Consider the following 17,821-nt stretch of genomic DNA (forward strand, 5'->3'; position numbering starts at 1 on the left):
TGTGGAGATGGGGCATGCCCGCGCGGAACGGAGGCGCGGCGCCCCTGCCGGGAGATCCAACGCCGCGTGCTCGGGTAAGGTCAATGGTGTTGGCATAAGGGCCGGGGCGAGGAGGCGGCGGTGGCGAAAGCGGTGGTGCCCGAGGAGAAACGGCGACGCCGCCGTCCCACCAGGAGCGGCACCGTGCTGTCCGAGCAACTGATCGTCGAGACCGCCCTGCGGATGCTGCGTGAGCACGGCAGCGCGGGACTCACCGCCCGCCGTCTCGGCCTGGCCCTGGACGCCGACCCCAGCACCCTCTACCGGTACTTCCGCGGCATGGACGATCTGACCCTCGCCATCGGCGACGCCCTCATCGGGCAGGCCCTGCAAGGCTGGCGGCCCACGGGGGAGTGGCGGTCGGATCTGCGCGGCCTCGGGTTGCGTATCCACGCCGTGTATGTCGGGCATCCGCAGGCGGCACTGCTGACCGCGAACCGGGTCACCGGCCGGGCCCACGAGCTGGCCGCCGACGAGGCCATCCTTGATGTACTCCGCGCGGCGGGATTCCCGCTGCCGGACACGGTACGGATCTACCACGCCTTCATCGACCAGACCCTGGCCTTCGCCGCGCTCGACGCCGCCTCGCTGGCCCTGCCACGCGAAAGCCTCAGCGCCGACGAGGACATGTGGCGCTCGACGTACGCCCGCCTGCCGCGCACCACACACCCCCGGATCGCCGAGGCGGCGCCACTCCTGGCGACCCGCATGGTCGACAGCGCCTATCCCACGGCCCTGGAGATGCTGCTGGACAGCGCCGCAGCGCAGTGGGAGGCACTGCGCTTCCGGCGATAGGGGATCGTCCGGGGTCGTTGCGGGGCGGGCCCGTCCGCCCGGCCGATCCTGAGGCCTTCCAGGCACCCTCAGGCCCCGACCGGGCAGGCGCAGCGATCGTCCGATGCCGGCGGACAACGCGCCGTAGCTTGAGACGATCGACGAACTCGTGGCCGGAGTCGACCAGTTGTGGCTCGAACGGTACGAGGGCGCTCGTTCACCTGCGCGGGTAGACGGATCCCGGACACGGTGAACCTATGTGGTCACAGCACTAGCCAGGGGAGCCGACGCATCGGGAGACCGACCTGCTGGAAGCGGGCGCCGGAGCATACAGGCTGCCAGGGCCACGCGGGAGGGCCGGACGGGCTGGCTTCAGCGCTGACGACCCGACTGTACGTGTGACCGCGGCGAGAGCCCCGAGGCGCGGCTGCCTGCAAGCGGTTTCTCAGCCACGAACCATCGCCTGCCGACGATGGACCTCTCGCCGTCGACGCTTCCTGCCATGGACTCGGCGACGGCCGCGACCGTGCGGGAGGACGTGTTGCGGCGGGGCCCGCGGCCGGGCCCGACGTGGGCCGCCCGGACGGACGGCAGCGCATGTCCGGCCGGGCGACCACCTGGTGCGGGTCACATGGCGTGCTTGATTTCGATGTGCTTCGCCTCCGCCTTCTCCTCGCCGAGGCCAACGCTGACGGTCAGCATGCCGTCGATGTATTCGGCATGGACGTCGTTCTCGTCCGCGCTCTTGGGCAGGGCGACACTGCGGGTGAGGGATCCGTAGCGGATCTCGCTGCGATTCTTGTCCACCTCGCGCTCGGTGCGCTCGGCCCTGATGGTGAGGTTGCCGTCCTCGACCGCGACGTCCAGATCCTTGACCTCGATGCCCGGGAGTTCCGCTCGAATGACGTACCGGCCCTCCTCGGTGAACTCCTCGATCCTCATGGTGTACAGATCAGCCATCGCCGGCATGGTGAATCGAGTGGGGAAGGCCTCGAACCAGTCCGGCAGATCCGGGAACGGGAACTTCTGCTTGCGTGCGAGTACAACCATGCCCAGACCTCCTCGGTCCTGCGGGTTACGACATGTCCAGTCCACCGCGCCACGCTTCCGAACGCAGGGGCCGAACAGTCCGCAACGGGGGTCCGAAGGGCCCTGGAGTTCGTCCTTTCCCCGGGGAACAGCTCTCAGAACGGGGGCCGCTCGGCCCTCCGCCTCGCCGTCCATGTGCGTACCGTGCAGGTATGAGCTGCGGCCGCAGCCCACGGCTGCTGCCCCGTGCACGCAGACAGGTGGAGGAAGCCATGACAGCTGCCAGTGAACCACTCCCGATCATGCTCGGCGTCGACGCCGCGGAGCCGGCCGATGCGGCCCTGGCCTGGGCCATCGATGAAGCCGCCCGCCGTGGGGTGCGCCTGCATCTGGTCCACGCCGTGTTGCCCGTGACCCATCGCGTACGCGGCGTCGAGGAGACGGCACACCACAAGGCCTTGCGCCAGCTGGGCGACGAGGCGCTCGACAAGGCGACGGCTCGTGCCCATGAGCGGCAGCCGGGTCTTGAGGTGACCACCTTCATCACGGATGGCAATCCGGCCCAGGTCCTGGTACGGAGGTCCGCTCACGCGCGGCTGGTGGTCCTCGGCTCGCGTCGGCTGGGCCGGCTGGGGGAGGTGCTCAGTGCTGTCTCGACGACCGTTCCGGTCAGCGCTCACGCTGCCTGCCCGGTGGCCGTTGTGCCAGAAGCCGGGCGCACCGAGGAGGAGCCGCCGTACCTGGTGGTCGGGGTGGACGCCAGCCGGTCGGCCGATGCCGCGCTGGATCATGCCTTGGAGGCCGCTGCCTCGCGAGGCGCCTCCGTGCGTGCGGTGTGGGTGTGGCAGCGGCGGCTGCCAGGGCTTTTCGATGAGGACGCTGCGCTTGAGGCGTGCCACAGGCAGCTGCATGAAGCAACCGCGGGGCGGTCCAGTGCCTACCGCGATGTTCCCTTGAGCCACGCGGTGCTGCGGGGGCATCCTGTCGAGGCGTTGGCGGAGGCTTCCGAGCACGCGCTCGCTGTGATTGTCGGCCGCCGTGGCCGGGAGGGTTTCACCGGTATGCGGCTGGGCTCCGTCCCGCATGGGCTGCTGCACAGGGCAACCTGCCCCGTGATCACTGTGCCCCCGCCGGCCGGCGAAGGGATCTGAGACCGGGAGACCGGACCGAAGCGCATACCGCACCGACCGGTTGTGCGAGCCTCTCGCCCAGCGACTGCGCACGGACGGAACTGCGTGTGGGTTCGCTGCCGGCCGCCGCAAGCACGCCTGCATGAGCCGCGCGCCGTCGCCGACTACAACCACGACCACTACCCGGACCTCGCGGCCTACGGCCACGAGGGCGACGGCGTCTACGCGACGAGGGCCCGCCTCGGCAGCGAGAAGGGCCTCGACCGGGAGTCCGACGACGAAAACGGGCGCTACACGATCTCTGCCGATCAGACCGACCAGCAGACCCCCGACTCCATGCCCGAGGCCGACCTGACAACGTTCTACCCGACCTGCGACGCCGAGGGCGGCACCAGGTGACGAGCGCCCGCCATCCGCGGCCCGGCGCCGGGCCGCGGCCGTCCAGGTGTCGCGGGACCACCACAGCCGCTCCGCGTCGGCCGGGCCGGTGGAAAACGGCGCCGACCGTGGGCCGGAGAGCCGCCCTGAGCGCCGCGCTGGGTGTACCGGTGCACCGCACCCAACACCGCACCCAACGACGCCGATCTCGCGGCGCCGAGTGACGTTCCACGGCGACCTGATGCCCACCGTCCCGGCACACGAACAGAGCGCCACCGCACGGTGGGGCCCTCGCCGCTGTGAGTGGCAAACGCGTTCAAGGCCCGGCCGAAGAACGCGTTCAAGGCCTGGCCAAAGAAGGGCCCGTGCGCAAGGATCACGCTCGCACCACGCCATCCCCCGCTATTCGACACACCACCGCACCACGCCATCCCCCGCTATTCGACACACCACCGCACCACATCCCAGCACGGGAGGATGTACATGACTCGCCGCACACCCCGCGGCCTGATCGCCGCGGCCACCGCCACCGTGGCTCTGCTCGCTCCGGCCGGAGCGGCCTCGGCCTCGGGCGCAGTCCCCGCCCCGGCCGAACCACAGGCCCGGGTATTCATGGTCAACCCCGTCCAGTCCTCGGGCGACCAGTCGCTTTCCGATGCCAAGGACTCGGCCGACGCCGTCCCCGCCTCGAGCTATGCCTCCGCCGCGTTGCGCAATCTCGACGGCAGTGGCGGACTCTCCGGACGGTGGGCCTACATCAGGTCGGACACCGGCGGCTCCGCAAAGACCGCCGACGCCGGCACGTACACCCGGCACGACGACCAGTTCGAGCAGGTCATGGCCTACTTCTGGGTCAATGAGGCACAGGAGTACCTGCAGGGCCTCGGCTTCGGCAGCGAACTGCCCGGCGCCAACAACCGTGCGCAGCCCGTCCGTATCAACCAGTGGGGTGCGGACAACTCCTTCTTCACCGACAAGAAGGCCGAGATCCGCTTCGGCAAGGGCGGCGTGGACGATGCCGAGGACGCCGAGGTGATCGTTCACGAGTACGGACACGCGGTGCACAACGCGCAGGTGCCCGGCTTCGGTACCTCCCCGGAGGCCGGGGCGATCGGTGAGGCCTTCGGCGACTACCTGGCAGTCGAGGTCGGCGCCCATGCGGACGCCCGGTACGGCTGGCCCCGCAAAGCCGACCTGGCGTGCGTCGCCGACTGGGACTCGGTCGCCTACAGCGCCGCCCCGCACTGTCTGCGCCGGATCGACGGGAACAAGGTATACGGGGACCGGGTGGGCGAGGTGCACGCGGACGGCGAGATCTGGTCCCGCGCACTCCTGGACATCCGGGGGGCGCTCGGCGCCAGGGTGGCCGACCGCATCATCGTCAACGCCCAGTTCGGCTTCGCGCCCGACACCAGCTTCGGGGACGCCGCGTTGACGACGATTGCGACGGCGCAACGCATGTACGGCAAGAGCGCGGCGGACGCGGTCCGTGCCGCGTTCAAGGCCCGCGAGATTCCTGGCATCCAGTAGGCAGAGTGACGGCGGCTGCCCCTTTCCAGGGCGGCCCTCAGCGTGGTCTCGCGTCGGCCTTGAGGCCGTTGCGAGGCCACGCGCCGGCCGGATCGATCACCGAGCACTGCTTCGGCAGATGCGGCGAGTGCGGGTTGGCGCCCGGGGATTGCATCATGGCGACAGCCTTTCTGACGGCGTGCCATCCCTTGGTTCGGGGGGTGCCACGTAGACGGAGAGGACTGTGCTCCCACGCAGCCGTGGCGGGGATTCGGGCCGCCAGGCGCAGGCGTAGGCGGGCGGCCACGAGCGCGGCCGACACGGCCGGGCGCTGTCGGCCCGGGACCGCCAGGGCCGCGAAGGCCAGAAGCAGGACCAGGTAGCAGGCGTCCGGCGTTCGACCGACTGCCCAGCGTCGACCTGCGTGCGTCGCCGTCAATTCATCAGCTGCGCAACGTACTTGAGGGATTCCGGACATGCGTCCCACGGCCGCCTTCACATATCCATCAAGTTTTCTGCATCTCTTCATCACGGATTGTGTATGCTCCAGGCGCTTCATCCGCACCACTGGGGGGACTTCCTCATGCGCATACGCCATGCCATATCCACTGTCGCCGCTGCCGGGGCCATCGCGGCTGTTGCCGTTGCCCCGGCACAGGCAGCCGAGTACTCGTCGGCGCTGAAGATCAAGGGTGTCCAGTACGACGCGCCGGGCCCGGACTCCAACAGGTGCTCCACCGGGAACACCAAGGACGAGTACCTGACGATCAAGAACTACTCGTCGAAGGCGACCGTCAATCTCAAGGGCTACGTCGTCAAGGACGCCGCGGGCAACCGCTTCACCTTCTCGACCAGCCACTACCTCGAGCCCGGCGACTACATAAAGCTGCGGGGAGGCCACGGCACCGACTCCGACGCCAAGAACGTCGTCTACCGCCAGAACTGCAACTTCATCTGGAACAACGACAAGGACACCATCTACCTGTACAAGCCGTCAGGCAGCCGGGCGGACGTCCACGCCTACACCAAGAGCGGCTCCGACCCCGACCGCAACGGCTACATCAACTACCACGGCTGACGCACCATCACCGCAGACCGCAGGGAACGGCGGCAGAGGGTGGGTGCTCTGCCGCCGGCTCGCCGGCGGCCCGGCGGGCGGCGCAGGCATCGTGGCGACCGCGGTCGTCGTGGCCCCGCCGCGGGCTACCAGTGGGCGGGACGGGTGAGGGCGGCAGGCAGCTTGGTGGCCGAGTCGCCCTTGGCCGCGTTGAGCTGGGCCTGGGTGAGGAAGATGCTCCCGGTGAGGTCGGCTCCGCTCAGGTCGGCGCCGCGCAAGTCCGCCCCGATCAGGTCGGCCATGCGCAGGTCGGCCTTCTTGAGATCGGCCCCGATGAGGCAGGCACCGCGGAGACTGGCCCCCTGCAGGCGGGCGCCGCTCAGCCTGGCCCCGATCAGCTGGGCTCCCCGGTGGTTCTTCTTGCGGCCGGGCACCTCGGCCCGCACCAGGTCACTGGTCCGCAGCAGCAGAGCGTTCACATCGTCGCGCAGCGCCGCCACGTCAAGGTCCGTGAGCGATGCGGCGTCCCCCCGGGTGAGGCCGTCGACGCGCTTCAGCGCACGGCGCAGGTCCGGGTGGACGGGGCGGGCCGGCGCGAGATCGAGGGCCTCAGTGACGTACCAGAGCAGTTCGTGGAGCTGCCGCATCACCGGCAGGACCTCGAACATCGGGCGGGCAGTCTCCGGCGCCTGCCGCCAGTCCGTTCCACCGAAGGTGACCTGCGAGACCTTCTGGCCCGCACCGAAGCAGTCGAACACGGTGCAGCCCTGGAAGCCCTTCTCCCGCAGACGTGTGTGGATGCCGCAGCGGAAGTCCGTCTGAAGGTTCGCGCACGGCTGCCCGGCGTCCTTGTTCACCGCGAAGTCGGCGGAACGGGCGAAGGGCAGCGCGACACAGCACAGCCCGAAGCAACTCGCGCAGTCGGCCTGCAGATCGTTGCGGCCGCTGCTGTCGGACTGGGCCGCGTTCTTCTGGGACAACTGCGTGCTCTCCTGTGACGAGACGAGCATGGCGGTCCGCCGCGCTCCGAGGCGAGCGCCCATTCTCGCAGACGGCGCGTGCCTGCCGTCCGCGGGAGCACGGCCCCGGGGGCGGCGGCGGGCTCAGTCCGCATGGATCGGTGGTCGGCGCTCCCCCCAGGAGACGGCCTGCCCGGGAGGATCCGCTGCTCGAGATGGCCGCCCGGCCGCTGGCCGGAGCGGTTCCGGCGTGGCCACCCCGATGGAGGCCGCCGGCCCGGCCTTCAAGCCCTTACGCAACCCGGTCAACGACGCCGTGCCCGGCGCCGCCCCGCCGAACCGACACGATGCCTGACCCGGCCACCGCGCTTACGGTGGTGAGATGGCAGTGATCAACGGTTGGAGGCGGGAAGCACGAGCCAGGCCTGGCGTGATGGACGCGCTGATGTCGGCCGTGCTGTTCGCGCTGTCGGTTGTGGCTTCTGCTGTTGTGCCGGACGAGCACCGGATCGAGTACCGGTGGCAGGGCGTGGTGCTGGCGGCGGTCGGCTGCTCGGCCCTGATGTGGCGACGCCGTCACCCATTCGGCGTACTGGCTATCGCGGTCGGCTGCGGTGTGGTCTTTCAGGTGCTCGGATTCCGGGAGAGCCCGGTGGTGGCAAGCCCGGTCGACGTGTCCGTCTACACCGTGGCGGTGACGACCGACCGGCGCACCACCTGGACCACGACGTCGATCACGGCCGCCGTCCTGGTGGGGGCGGCCGTGGTGTTCGCTCCGGGATCCTGGCTGGAGCCGGAGAAGGCGGTGATGCTGGCGTGGACGGCTCTGTCGGCCGCCATCGGGGACGCGGTGCGGTCACGCCGTGCCTATGTGGCAGCCGTGGAGGAACGGGCGGAGAACGCGGAGCGGACCCGTGAGCAGGAGGCACAGCAGCGGGTGGCGGCCGAGCGGGTCCGGATCGCGCGCGAGCTGCACGACGTCGTCGCGCACCACATCGCCTTGATCAACGCTCAGGCAGGCGTCGCCGTCCATCTTGCGGAGCGGCAGCCGGAGCAGACACTTGCCGCGCTGGAGAACATCCGGGACACCAGCCGGTCGGCGCTGGATGAACTTCGCGTGACCGTAGGCCTGCTACGGCAGTCGGGTGATCCGGCGGCGCCGCGCGATCCGATGCCGGGTCTGACGCAGCTACCGGCCCTACTGGCCTCGTTCGAAGGCGCCGGCCTGGCTGTCAGGCACAGTCAGCGCGGTATCAGTGAACCTCTGGCGCCGGCGGTCGACCTGGCCGCGTACCGCATCGTGCAGGAGGCGCTGACCAATGTGCACAAGCACGCCGGCGCGGACCACGCCCGATTGTTCCTGCATTACCGCCCCGAATGGCTGACGATCACCGTCGAGGACGACGGACGCGTCGGACCGCACCACCAGCCGACCCAGGGGACGGGGCACGGACTGATCGGGATGCGCGAGCGGGCTGCCATCGTCGGGGGCACGCTGTATGCGGGAGCCCGCCCGCAGGGCGGCTTCGCTGTGACTGCCGATCTGCCCCTGCGAGCCGCAACGGCCACGGGCGGTCCGGCAACGAACGGACCGCCGAGGAGAGATGGGTATGACGATCCGCGTACTGCTCGCCGATGACCAGGCCCTGCTGAGGGGCACCTTCAGGATGCTGTTCGATTCTGCGGACGACATGGAGACCGTGGGCGAGGCATCCAACGGCCGCGAGGCAGTGGAGCTGGCCCATGCGCAGCACCCGGATGTGCTCCTGATGGACATCCGCATGCCCGAGATGGACGGCCTCGCCGCGACGCGGCTGATCGGCGAGTCGGAGGACCTCGCAGGGGTGAAGGTACTCATTCTGACCACCTTCGAGGACGACGAGTACGTTGCCGAGGCGCTGCGCGCGGGTGCGAGCGGCTTTCTCGGCAAGGGCGCGCGGCCCGAGGAGCTTCTCGAGGCCGTCCGCACGGTCGCCGCCGGGGAAGCGCTGCTGTGCCCGTCCGCCGCCCGAGCGCTGATCACGCGATTCCTGACGCAGCCGGAAGCGTGCCCGGCAGCCATCATGCACGAGCGGCTGGAGTGCCTGACACCACGGGAACGCGATGTCCTGGCGCTCGTCGCGCTGGGCCTGTCGAACGAAGAGATCGCCGATCGCCTGTTCATCAGCCCGCTGACTGCCAAAACCCACGTCAACCGGGCCATGACCAAGCTGGCGGCTCGTGACCGGGCCCAGCTCGTGGTCATCGCCTACCAGAGCGGCCTGGTCAGCACGGCGATGGAGCCGAGTCGCTCAGCAACATCCGCGTAATCGCCGGGACGGGTACGTGCCGCGTTCCGTCCCTGCTGTAGGCCGGCGGACTCCCTACCACGGACGTGGTACCCCGGAATCGCTGCACGGGGACGATGCGCAAGGGGCCCTCCCCGGGCGAAAGTGAGGTGGTGAACGGAGGTTTCGCAATGATCGAAGCCCACTGCCTGACCAAGAGGTACGGCGACAGAACCGCCGTCGAGGATTTGTCCTTCACGGTCCGCCCCGGCACCGTGACGGGGTTCCTCGGTCCCAACGGGGCCGGCAAATCAACCACCATGCGGCTCATCCTCGGCCTGGACGCCCCCACCGCAGGGCATGTCACCGTCAACGGCCGCCCCTACGCAATGCACGAAGCGCCCTTGCGCGAGGTCGGGGCGATGCTGGAGGCCCGCGCCATCCACACCGGCCGCACCGCTTACCACCACCTGCTGGCCCTGGCCGCCACCACTGGCATCCCCCGCCGGCGCGTGAACGAGGTCATCGACCTCGTAGGCCTGCGCGAGGTCGCCAACAAGCGGGCCGGCGGGTTCTCCCTGGGCATGGGCCAGCGCCTCGGCATCGCCAGCGCGCTTCTCGGCGACCCTGCCACGGTCATCCTCGACGAGCCGGTCAACGGCCTCGACCCGGAGGGCATCCGGTGGATCCGGAATCTCCTCAAGAGCTTGGCGGGGGAGGGGCGCACGGTGTTCGTCTCGTCGCATTTGATGAGCGAGATGGCGCTCACCGCCGACCATCTCGTCGTCATCGGCCGCGGCCGGCTCATCGCCGACACCTCGGTCGAGGAATTCACCCGCGGCGCGGCCCACACCGTGGTGCGCGTGCGGTGCCCGGAAATCGGCCGCTTGAAACGTCTGCTGGCCGGTCCGGACGTCACCCTCACCTCCTGTGCGCCGCACACCTTGGAGGTAGTCGGCCTGACGAGTGACCACATCGGCTCGGTCGCCGCCGGGCACGGGCTCACCCTGCTCGAACTCTCCCCCCAGAGGATCTCTCTGGAGGAGGCATTCATGGAACTGACCCGGGACGCGGTCGAGTACCGCGCCAACAGCACCGACGAGCCGGTCGGAGTAAGGGGCGTGTCATGACTACGTACCTTACGTACCCGCTCGGCTCGACAGCGCGCCCCGGCAAGGTGACCCTGCGGCGGGTCCTGAAGTCCGAATGGATCAAGCTGCGCACCGTGCGCTCCACGTCGATCACCTTGCTGACCGCCGTGGTAGCGATGGTCGGGTTGGGCATGCTGGTCAGTCACCTGCGGGCAGGCCACCTCGACGCGCGGGAACTTGCGCACTTCAACGGAGCCGAGGTCAGCCTGGGCATGTACCGGCCCGCACAGTTGGCCATCGGTGTCCTCGGCGTCATGGTGTTCACGGGCGAGTACTCCACCGGAATGATCCACGCCACACTCACGGCCGTCCCCAAGCGGCTGCCCATGCTGGTGGCCAAGGCCGCCGTCTTCACCGGCGTCGTCCTCGTCCTGATGACCGCAGCCTCTTTCGCCGCCTTCTTCGGTGGCCAGGCTGTCCTGTCCTCCGCTCACCTGGCCACGCATCTCTCCGACCCCGGCGTCACCCGTGTGGTTTTCGGTACCGCCCTCTACCTCACTGTCGTCGGACTGTTCGGCGTCGCCCTGGGCGCCATCATCCGCAGCTCTGCGGGAGCCATCGCCACGCTGGTGGGGATCCTGCTCGTCCTGCCCGGACTGGGCGCCCTGCTTCCGGCCGACTGGGCGCAGCGCATCGACCCCTACCTGCCCAGCAACGCCGGACAAGCCGTACTTTCCGTCGTCCCTGATCCCGCGATGGCCCCCTGGACAGGTCTGTCACTGTTCGCCGGATACGCAGCCGCCCTCCTGGGCCTCGCGGCCTGGCTCCTCAAGCGACGCGACGCCTGACCGGCGCAGGGCGACGCCGCACAACAGCGCCACAGGTTCGCCCCGCCGGATTCGCCGACCGCACGCCCCGTCCGGAGTTGACCGACACACCGGGGGCGGATGGTGAGAGGCACGCTCATCCCCGCTCTTTCGGGCCGCGGCCCCGGCGCCCACGGCACCGCGCACCATTCGCTGCGCCGCCCGCCCACCGCATCCCCGATCCACGGCTGAATCTCCTGGATCTTCCCGCTGCTGTTCGCAGCCGCAGTCTTCCTCTCCCGGCGCCGGGCCGGCCCGCAGAGCGGAGGCCCCGCCGATCGAAGGCGACCCACACCCACCAGGACAGCACCGCCGAACAGACCACGTCCACCGTGGACGTCACCGAGCAGGACCAGGATGACGCCCGCGCCTGAACCCCATGGCCGCACCGACCGCGCGGCCGCCCCGCACCGAGAGGACACCCGCCATGTTCACCACACCCCAGGAATGCGGCACGATCCGTGAGCTGCTGGCCGGATACGCACTCAATGCCCTCGCCGCCGACGAAACCACTCAGGTCCGCGCCCACCTGACGACCTGCCCCGCCTGCCGGGACGAACACGACTGCCTCGCAGCGGTGAGCGCGCACCTGCCCCTGCTCCGCGACGCTCTGGCCCGCGACACCGGCCGACGGCAGCACATGTACGTGCCCGCCCCGGCGGAGGGCTGCCACACGCTCCGTCCCCAGCCCCGTCGGCGTCGGCCGGCCCGGGGGGTCATGGCCAGGCAGCTCACGCTCACCCAGTTGGTGAGCAGGACGCGTGCGTCAGGTGAATCCGGGAAGTGCGCAGGCAGGGATGCCCAGGGCTCCCGGGCGACGGCAGACGGCGCCGAGGGGCGGGCCGCGCCTCAGCCTCTCCGCCGGGTGGCCACACCCCGGCCGGCCGCGTGAGGCCGAGGCGTGCCAACCGGGCTCCCTGGTCGCATACGCCTCGACCGCCTGGCTGTTGAGGTTCGTTGCCCAGCGCTCCTCCCATGCCCTCGTCAACGACCGGATCGTCGTCGGAGCGCTGGTGTTCGGCCTGCTGGGGGCGGGGGTGCTCAAGGCCTGACGGTCAGGCCGCGGGGAATCGCGAAGGCGGTGAGTGCCGCGGTACCGGGTCCGAGCCGGGCCCACGGGCCCGGGAACAGGAGCACGGCGATGGCCGAGGTCGGGAACTTTCCGTGGACCCGTGCGAGTGCCTGGTCGTCACCTTCTCCGGCCAGGGACAGGACCAAGTCCTGTACGCCTGGTTGATGACCGATCAGCAGCACGGTCCGCCGCCGCTCCGGGACCGCACGCACCACATCGAGCAGGGCGGAGGCGGTTGCCTCGTAGACCCGCGGCTCGAAGACCGCCTTCGGTACCGCATCGAGTTCCGCCGCGACAAGCTCCCATGTCTCACGGGTACGCCTGGAGGTAGAGCAGATGACCAGATCGGGCACACACCGAGCCTCGCGCAGCCACCGCCCGGCCGCCGGGGCGTCCCGGCGGCCCCGCCCGGCGAGCGGACGCTCGTCGTCGGGTACACCCTCCGGCCAGGCCGACTTGGCGTGCCGCAGCACGATCAACCGGGTGTGCGCGGACCTGGGCACGGTCTCATCTCGCTTCCGCCGGCTGGATGCCACCGACTCCGCGCCTGACGTCCGCCGCTGCTTGCCCGGATGCCGGCAGCGCGCCGGGAGCGCTCCGCGGTACGAGCGTGCAGCTCGCGAGGACGAGTAACAGCCGTTTGCCCTGACCGGCTCGCAGAATCGTGAGGCCCACGGGCGCTCCCTCCAGCTCGATGGGTCGGTTCTCCTAATGGCAGGCCGGAAACCGGCCGGCCCTGACGGGACCAGTCTTGGTCGGCATCCGGCACCGAACCAGTCGATTGCTCCACCCGGCGGAATGCGCAAGGGAGCACCCCGGATCCGGACCGGGTTCATGAGGGTGGCATGGTGGGAGGCCCACCGCGGGCGAAAGTGCCGCTCCCGGACGGACAGTTCACCGATGAGGGCGTGATCAGCCGGGCTGCTGCCGCAGTTCCGTCCCGGCCCCGCTTGTTTGACCAGTGGCCATCCTTGCGGGCAATCAGCCTCCGATCTCCGCCGGGAACCAGCGACTGCGCCTGTCGGGTGACTTCGCGAGTGTGCAGCCGCGGGAGCCGGGGGGACGCGGCGCCGTCTGGTACCAGCAAGGAATGCCCAGGCGATCGCATCTCCAGCCCGACAACCCGGACCCCGGCTCCCGGCCTGGAAGGCGGAGGTACCTGATCCGTGCGGCGTCGCGCCAGGCGAGGCGTGGCATCAGAGGCCCCGCGCGTCGGGACCTGGGCTCGCAGCGCGCAGTGGCCGACCCGGCGCAGGAACTGCAGGTGCCTCCCGCGCTGCGGACGGCCGCTGCCTACGCCTGGCGGACGCTCGTCGTGGGAGCTGTCGTCTACGCCGTCTTTTCCGTACTGGGACGGTTCCACGAGGTTGCGGTGGCAGTCTTCCTCGGCCTGGTCGTCACCGCGTTGTTGCGCCCGGGGGCTGACCTCCTGGCTCGTGTGATGCCGCGGTCACTGGCGGTGGCAGTGACGCTCCTCGGCAGTATCGTCCTGGTCCTCGGCGTGCTGTCCCTGGTCGGCGAGGCGGTCGCCGGAGAACGTGCCGGGCTGGAGCGGCAGTTCAGCGACGGCCTTGCCAGGATCGAGCGGTGGCTGGAGGAGCCACCGTTCCGGTTGAACCCCGGGGCGCTGAGCGACTTGCAGGTCCGGATCGGACAGTACCTGTCCAGCCATCGGTCCACCCTGATCAGTACGGCGCTCAGTGGCGTGGGCCGACTGGTGGAGGTGATGACCGTGTTCGCTCTCGCGCTGTTCTGCTCGGTCTTCTTCATCCACTCGGGCGACCGGCAGTGGGACTGGTTGTGCGAACAGCTTCCGGCGACGGCGCGGGAGCGAATGGAGATCGCGGGCCGAGCGGCGTGGCGGACGTTCACCGGGTACACCCACGGCATCGTCGTGGTGGCCACTACCAACTCCGTACTCGTGGGACTTGCCCTCTTCGTACTCGGAGTGCCGCTGGCGATTCCGCTGGCGCTGCTGGAGTTCTTCGCCGCCTTCGTCCCGCTGATCGGTTCACCCATCGCCCTCGCAGTGGCTGCCGTCGTGGCTCTGGCGTCAAAGGGCCCGATCGTAGCGGCCGTTGTCATCGCGCTTATCGTCATCATCGGCCAGATCGAGGGGCACCTGCTGCACCCGATCGTGATGAGCTGGGCAGTCCGCCTGCATCCAGTCGTGGTCGCACTCTCGGTGATCGGTGGAGCGATCGCGGCGGGGGTACTGGGAGCGGTGGTGATTGTTCCGCTGGTGTCCGTCGTCTGGTCCGTCCATCAGGCTCTGCAGCGGGCACGGGGATCCACGCAGGCGAAGGCCACCCGCACGCGGTCGGCGACCGGTATGCGCAGGGGACGAGGGCCGAACCGTCCCGGCGTGTAGCGACCCGGGACCGGATTTTCGACGGCGCCTCCAGCGAATACCTCGATGAGCGCTACCTCCTCGTACGCGAAGTCGACGGCGCAAGCCCGGCACCGTCACCGCTGAGCTGTGTCCCGGCGCCGCCGCTCCTCGTACGGGGCGGGGTGAGCGCCCCAATTGATCAGTCGGGAGTCGGAATCGCGAACTGCACGTCGGTCAAGTGTTCCGACAGCTCCCACAGGCGACGGCCGGTCTCGGTGTCGGCCGCCGCGGGGGACAACTGCACCCGCGTCGGTCCGCCGCGCAGCTCGGCCAGGCCGTCCGGCCCGATGAATTGACCGCTCTCCGCATTCGGGTCGGTCGCCGCGTACAGCTGTGGCAACGCGCCGCGGGCCGGGGGCTGGGCGAACAGCGGGTTGCCGATGCGGCCGAATATCACCCGCCACAGGGCGACCGGCGCACTCATCTGCAGGTGGGTGGCGGTATAGCCGGGATGGGCGAGCAGGCTGCGCACGGGGCTGCCGGCCTCGGTCAGTCGCCGGTGGAGTTCCCATCCGAAGACGGCGTTGGCCAACTTCGACTGGTTGTAGAAGGCCATGGGCGAGTAACTGCGCTCGCCGGCGAGGTCGTCGAAGTGGATGCGGCCCTGTCGGTGGTTGATCGAACTCACCGTGACCACGCGGGGGTCGCGCCCGACGGCCAGCAGGTCGAGCAGTAATCCGGTGAGCGCGAAGTGGCCAAGGTGGTTGCAGGCGAACTGCAACTCGTGGCCCTGCGTGCTCAGCGATCGAGGCGGCGCCATCACACCGGCGTTGTTGACGAGCACATCCAGCCGTGGATGGTCGGTTTTCAACTGATCGGCGAAGGCGCGGACCGAGTCGAGATCGGCCAGGTCGAGGTGGCGCACTTCGAGGCAGGCGCCCGGCTGCTCGGCGGTGATCTCTGCGACCGCTCGGTGACCTTTTTCCTCGTCGCGCACCGCAAGGATCACGTGCCCGCCCTGGCGGGCGAGCGCCCGGGTGGTCGCCAGACCGAGGCCGCTGTTGGCTCCGGTGACGACGAACACCCGCTTGGTCTGGTCCGGGATCTGCTCGACAGTCCAGCGCTGCTCCTGTGTCATATGGCAGATGTTGTCGCCCATGGCACTTGGTGTCAAGTTGCTACTGAGTGTCATGCGTGGCATGACGCTACGATTGACCGGTGAGTTCCCACCCCGAAATCAGCCTGGCCCAGCGCAAGCGTCAGCTCGTCTCGAACGAGCTGACCGAAGCGGCGCTGCAGCTGCTGGCGCTGAAGGGGTTCGACGCGGTCACCATCGACGAGATCGTGGCCACGGCCGGAGTGTCCAAGCGCACCTTCTTCCGGTACTTCGCGTCCAAGGAGGACGTGGTTGTCCAGTTTCTGGCCGACATGGGCATCGGCATGCACGCGGAGTTGACGGCCCGCCCCATCGAGGAACGGCCCTCCGTGGCGCTGCAGCACGCCGTCTGGGTCTCCATGGCTGCCTGCGGCGACCCATCCGACAGGGCCCTGCGAGTGGTGCAGCTGATTCTGCGTACCCCCGCCCTGCACGCACGCTTTCTGGAGCGCCAGGCGCAGTGGCGCGATGACCTGACGACGGAGTTGGCGCGCCGCCTGGAGCTAGACCCCGACACCGATCTGTACCCGCAGCTGGCCGCCGGGATGGCGCTGACGGCCTTCGGCGCCGTGCTGCAACGGTGGAGCAGCAGCGAGGGTGCCGAGGACCCCGCCGAGCTGACCGACCGGGCCTTCAGGGTGATCGCCCCGGCGTTGGACGTCGTCGAACGGCGAGCCTCTTCCGGGCACATGCCCCACGATGCCTGAGCCGGCTGCGCCGGCGGTCTCCGTGGGCCTGCCGATGCACCGGCCGAGGCAACGGCTGCGCCACACCGCACCTCACCCGCAGGGCCGGAAACCGGCATGCCGCTGACCCCGGCACCCTGGCCGGTGTCCAGCCGCGGGTGCACGTGCCCGGAACCGCTGCAGCTCCGCATGTGTCGGGTGTTCCGACAACGCGGCGCGGTGCCGTAGCTGTCCTCGTGCGCCCGTCAGGGATTACGGGACAGCCCTCAGGAAAGGCGGCAGGGCACCTGCCTTCCGGGTACGTTTTACAGTCCCACGGTACGCGTTCGCGGGCGGCAATCCGTCCTCGGTGGAGATCGACGGGCACTGTCCTTCGATGGTGTCATCGACACCATCGAGGAGGCCGCGAAGGGGACCTACACAGAAGCCACCAGCGGCGGCGTCAAGGGATTCTTCAAGTTCGGATTCAAGACGATCGGAAAGCGCAACCTGTTCAGCACCGGTGTGAGTGCGGTTGCCGATCTCGCCGGCTTCGAGAGCCCATCGGACATGGCCACCGACTGGATCTCGGATCAGACATTCGGCGACGACGACAAGGTGGAGAAGCACTGGGTCGAAATCGACCGCAGCGCGGACCGGCCTCCGTTGCTCCCCGACACCGAGGGGGGCGCCTGCACCCAGCCCCGCAGCGAGCGGTACAACTGCCAGCCGCTGGTGGACGGTACACCGACCGGTGCCACGGCGCTGATCTGTCCGCAGGACTTGAAGGGGCCGAACTCGCGCGGCAAGCGTCAGGGCACCTGGAACCCGCCCGGCCATGACCGACCGGCAATTGGGGGGTGGGTGAACGAGCGGGGCTGGGGTGCGTGCATCGCAAGGCGGAGGCCGGTCGCACATCATCGGCGACCGCTTCATCGGCGACTGGGTGCGCGAGAACATCTTCACGACGAGGACGTGACGGTGGACCCCGCCTCCGTGGTCGTGACGGTCGGCTGCCAGGAGGCCGTCCTGCTCGCGCTCCGCGCGCTGTTCACCGGCCCCGACGACGTGCTCCTCGTCGACAGCCCCTCGTACGTCGGCATCACCGGCGCGGCGAGCCTGCTGGACATCCCCGTCGCGCCGGTGCCCGGCACATCGAACGGGCCGTGCCAGGCGACGTGGGTGGCAGGGGCAGGTGGATTTTGCGGGGGCCGCTGTCGTGGTCACGGGTGCACCCGGCGGCGTGTGCGCGGTGGGCCCGGCGCACCAGCGGCCGGTCGACCGCCTCGATCGGCGGGTGATTCAACCGTTTTCCGGGGCGGAGTCTGACGTTCCTGGAGGCCGGGGCGGAACGGCTGCGACGGTGCGTGGCAAGGTCTATCGGCGAATCACTGACGATGTGCAGGACAGGTTTGAGATGTTGGCCTCCGAGTTCATCGACCGCGTTCACTGAACGTGGATCGTCTCCCTTTTCATTGCGACAGGATCGAGCGCGCA

16 protein-coding genes and 1 pseudogene are annotated in these 17,821 nt (G+C 69.6%); 13 read left to right on the forward strand and 4 right to left on the reverse strand.

Annotated features, from left to right (window positions below; translation table 11 throughout):
• Nucleotides 1–120 precede the first annotated feature (120 nt).
• Entirely contained in the window at nucleotides 121–834 is a 714-nt protein-coding gene (locus tag OH809_RS36575; protein WP_406417072.1) for a TetR/AcrR family transcriptional regulator, read from the forward strand.
• A gap of 606 nt (nucleotides 835–1,440) precedes the next feature.
• On the opposite strand, the gene OH809_RS36580 is transcribed toward OH809_RS36575, so the two are convergent.
• On the reverse strand, nucleotides 1,441–1,863 hold the full coding sequence (locus OH809_RS36580; RefSeq protein WP_406417070.1) for an Hsp20/alpha crystallin family protein: 423 nt from the start codon (nucleotides 1,861–1,863) through the stop codon (nucleotides 1,441–1,443).
• A 281-nt stretch (nucleotides 1,864–2,144) separates the two neighbouring features.
• Between OH809_RS36580 and OH809_RS36585 the strand changes: the two genes are divergently transcribed.
• From OH809_RS36585 to OH809_RS36600, 4 genes are all read left to right on the forward strand, one after another.
• Complete coding sequence (locus tag OH809_RS36585) at nucleotides 2,145–2,993, forward strand: universal stress protein (protein WP_406417068.1); 849 nt, start codon at nucleotides 2,145–2,147, stop codon at nucleotides 2,991–2,993.
• An 84-nt stretch (nucleotides 2,994–3,077) separates the two neighbouring features.
• The gene (locus OH809_RS36590) at nucleotides 3,078–3,371 is read left to right on the forward strand and encodes a hypothetical protein (protein WP_406417066.1); all 294 of its coding nucleotides are present in this window, start codon (nucleotides 3,078–3,080) and stop codon (nucleotides 3,369–3,371) included.
• 462 nt (nucleotides 3,372–3,833) lie between these two features.
• Nucleotides 3,834–4,880 (forward strand): M4 family metallopeptidase, encoded by a 1,047-nt coding sequence (locus tag OH809_RS36595; protein WP_406417064.1) that lies wholly within the window; start codon nucleotides 3,834–3,836, stop codon nucleotides 4,878–4,880.
• Between the two features lie 562 nt (nucleotides 4,881–5,442).
• Complete coding sequence (locus tag OH809_RS36600; RefSeq protein ID WP_366134960.1) at nucleotides 5,443–5,937, forward strand: lamin tail domain-containing protein; 495 nt, start codon at nucleotides 5,443–5,445, stop codon at nucleotides 5,935–5,937.
• A 125-nt stretch (nucleotides 5,938–6,062) separates the two neighbouring features.
• Here the strand turns inward: OH809_RS36600 and OH809_RS36605 are convergent, their stop codons facing one another.
• Nucleotides 6,063–6,896 carry a pentapeptide repeat-containing protein gene (locus tag OH809_RS36605; protein ID WP_406417063.1) on the reverse strand — a complete coding sequence of 278 codons (834 nt, stop codon included), beginning with the start codon at nucleotides 6,894–6,896 and terminating at the stop codon, nucleotides 6,063–6,065.
• 361 nt (nucleotides 6,897–7,257) lie between these two features.
• Here OH809_RS36605 and OH809_RS36610 point away from each other — a divergent pair, with 361 nt between their 5' ends.
• From OH809_RS36610 to OH809_RS36630, 5 genes are all read left to right on the forward strand, one after another.
• A complete protein-coding gene (locus OH809_RS36610) occupies nucleotides 7,258–8,514 on the forward strand; it encodes a sensor histidine kinase (protein ID WP_406417062.1) in 1,257 nt (418 codons plus the stop codon).
• A complete protein-coding gene (locus tag OH809_RS36615; RefSeq protein ID WP_406417060.1) occupies nucleotides 8,486–9,184 on the forward strand; it encodes a response regulator in 699 nt (232 codons plus the stop codon). The genes OH809_RS36610 and OH809_RS36615 overlap by 29 nt, the downstream gene beginning before the upstream one ends.
• Before the next feature lie 149 nt (nucleotides 9,185–9,333).
• A complete protein-coding gene (locus OH809_RS36620; RefSeq protein ID WP_406417058.1) occupies nucleotides 9,334–10,272 on the forward strand; it encodes an ABC transporter ATP-binding protein in 939 nt (312 codons plus the stop codon).
• A complete protein-coding gene (locus OH809_RS36625) occupies nucleotides 10,269–11,081 on the forward strand; it encodes an ABC transporter permease (protein WP_406417056.1) in 813 nt (270 codons plus the stop codon). The genes OH809_RS36620 and OH809_RS36625 overlap by 4 nt, the downstream gene beginning before the upstream one ends.
• 445 nt (nucleotides 11,082–11,526) lie before the next feature.
• Nucleotides 11,527–11,991, forward strand: a complete 465-nt coding sequence (locus tag OH809_RS36630; RefSeq protein WP_406417054.1) for a zf-HC2 domain-containing protein — start codon at nucleotides 11,527–11,529, stop codon at nucleotides 11,989–11,991.
• 149 nt (nucleotides 11,992–12,140) lie between these two features.
• Here OH809_RS36630 and OH809_RS36635 read toward each other — a convergent pair whose 3' ends face one another.
• Nucleotides 12,141–12,674: a SixA phosphatase family protein gene (locus OH809_RS36635; protein WP_406417053.1), complete on the reverse strand. Its 534-nt coding sequence runs from the start codon at nucleotides 12,672–12,674 to the stop codon at nucleotides 12,141–12,143.
• Nucleotides 12,675–13,435: 761 nt separating this feature from the next.
• Between OH809_RS36635 and OH809_RS36640 the strand changes: the two genes are divergently transcribed.
• Nucleotides 13,436–14,542: an AI-2E family transporter gene (locus tag OH809_RS36640; protein WP_406417052.1), complete on the forward strand. Its 1,107-nt coding sequence runs from the start codon at nucleotides 13,436–13,438 to the stop codon at nucleotides 14,540–14,542.
• Between the two features lie 160 nt (nucleotides 14,543–14,702).
• Here the strand turns inward: OH809_RS36640 and OH809_RS36645 are convergent, their stop codons facing one another.
• Nucleotides 14,703–15,641, reverse strand: a complete 939-nt coding sequence (locus tag OH809_RS36645; RefSeq protein ID WP_406424771.1) for an oxidoreductase — start codon at nucleotides 15,639–15,641, stop codon at nucleotides 14,703–14,705.
• A gap of 80 nt (nucleotides 15,642–15,721) precedes the next feature.
• Here OH809_RS36645 and OH809_RS36650 point away from each other — a divergent pair, with 80 nt between their 5' ends.
• Both OH809_RS36650 and OH809_RS36655 read left to right on the forward strand, forming a co-directional pair.
• Nucleotides 15,722–16,366 carry a TetR family transcriptional regulator gene (locus OH809_RS36650; protein WP_406417050.1) on the forward strand — a complete coding sequence of 215 codons (645 nt, stop codon included), beginning with the start codon at nucleotides 15,722–15,724 and terminating at the stop codon, nucleotides 16,364–16,366.
• Nucleotides 16,367–17,290: 924 nt separating this feature from the next.
• Nucleotides 17,291–17,488: pseudogene (locus OH809_RS36655) on the forward strand (aminotransferase class I/II-fold pyridoxal phosphate-dependent enzyme); the annotation flags it as partial.
• Nucleotides 17,489–17,821 lie beyond the last annotated feature (333 nt).

The organism is Streptomyces sp. NBC_00873 (genome assembly GCF_045207415.1).
GTDB lineage: Bacteria > Actinomycetota > Actinomycetes > Streptomycetales > Streptomycetaceae > Streptomyces.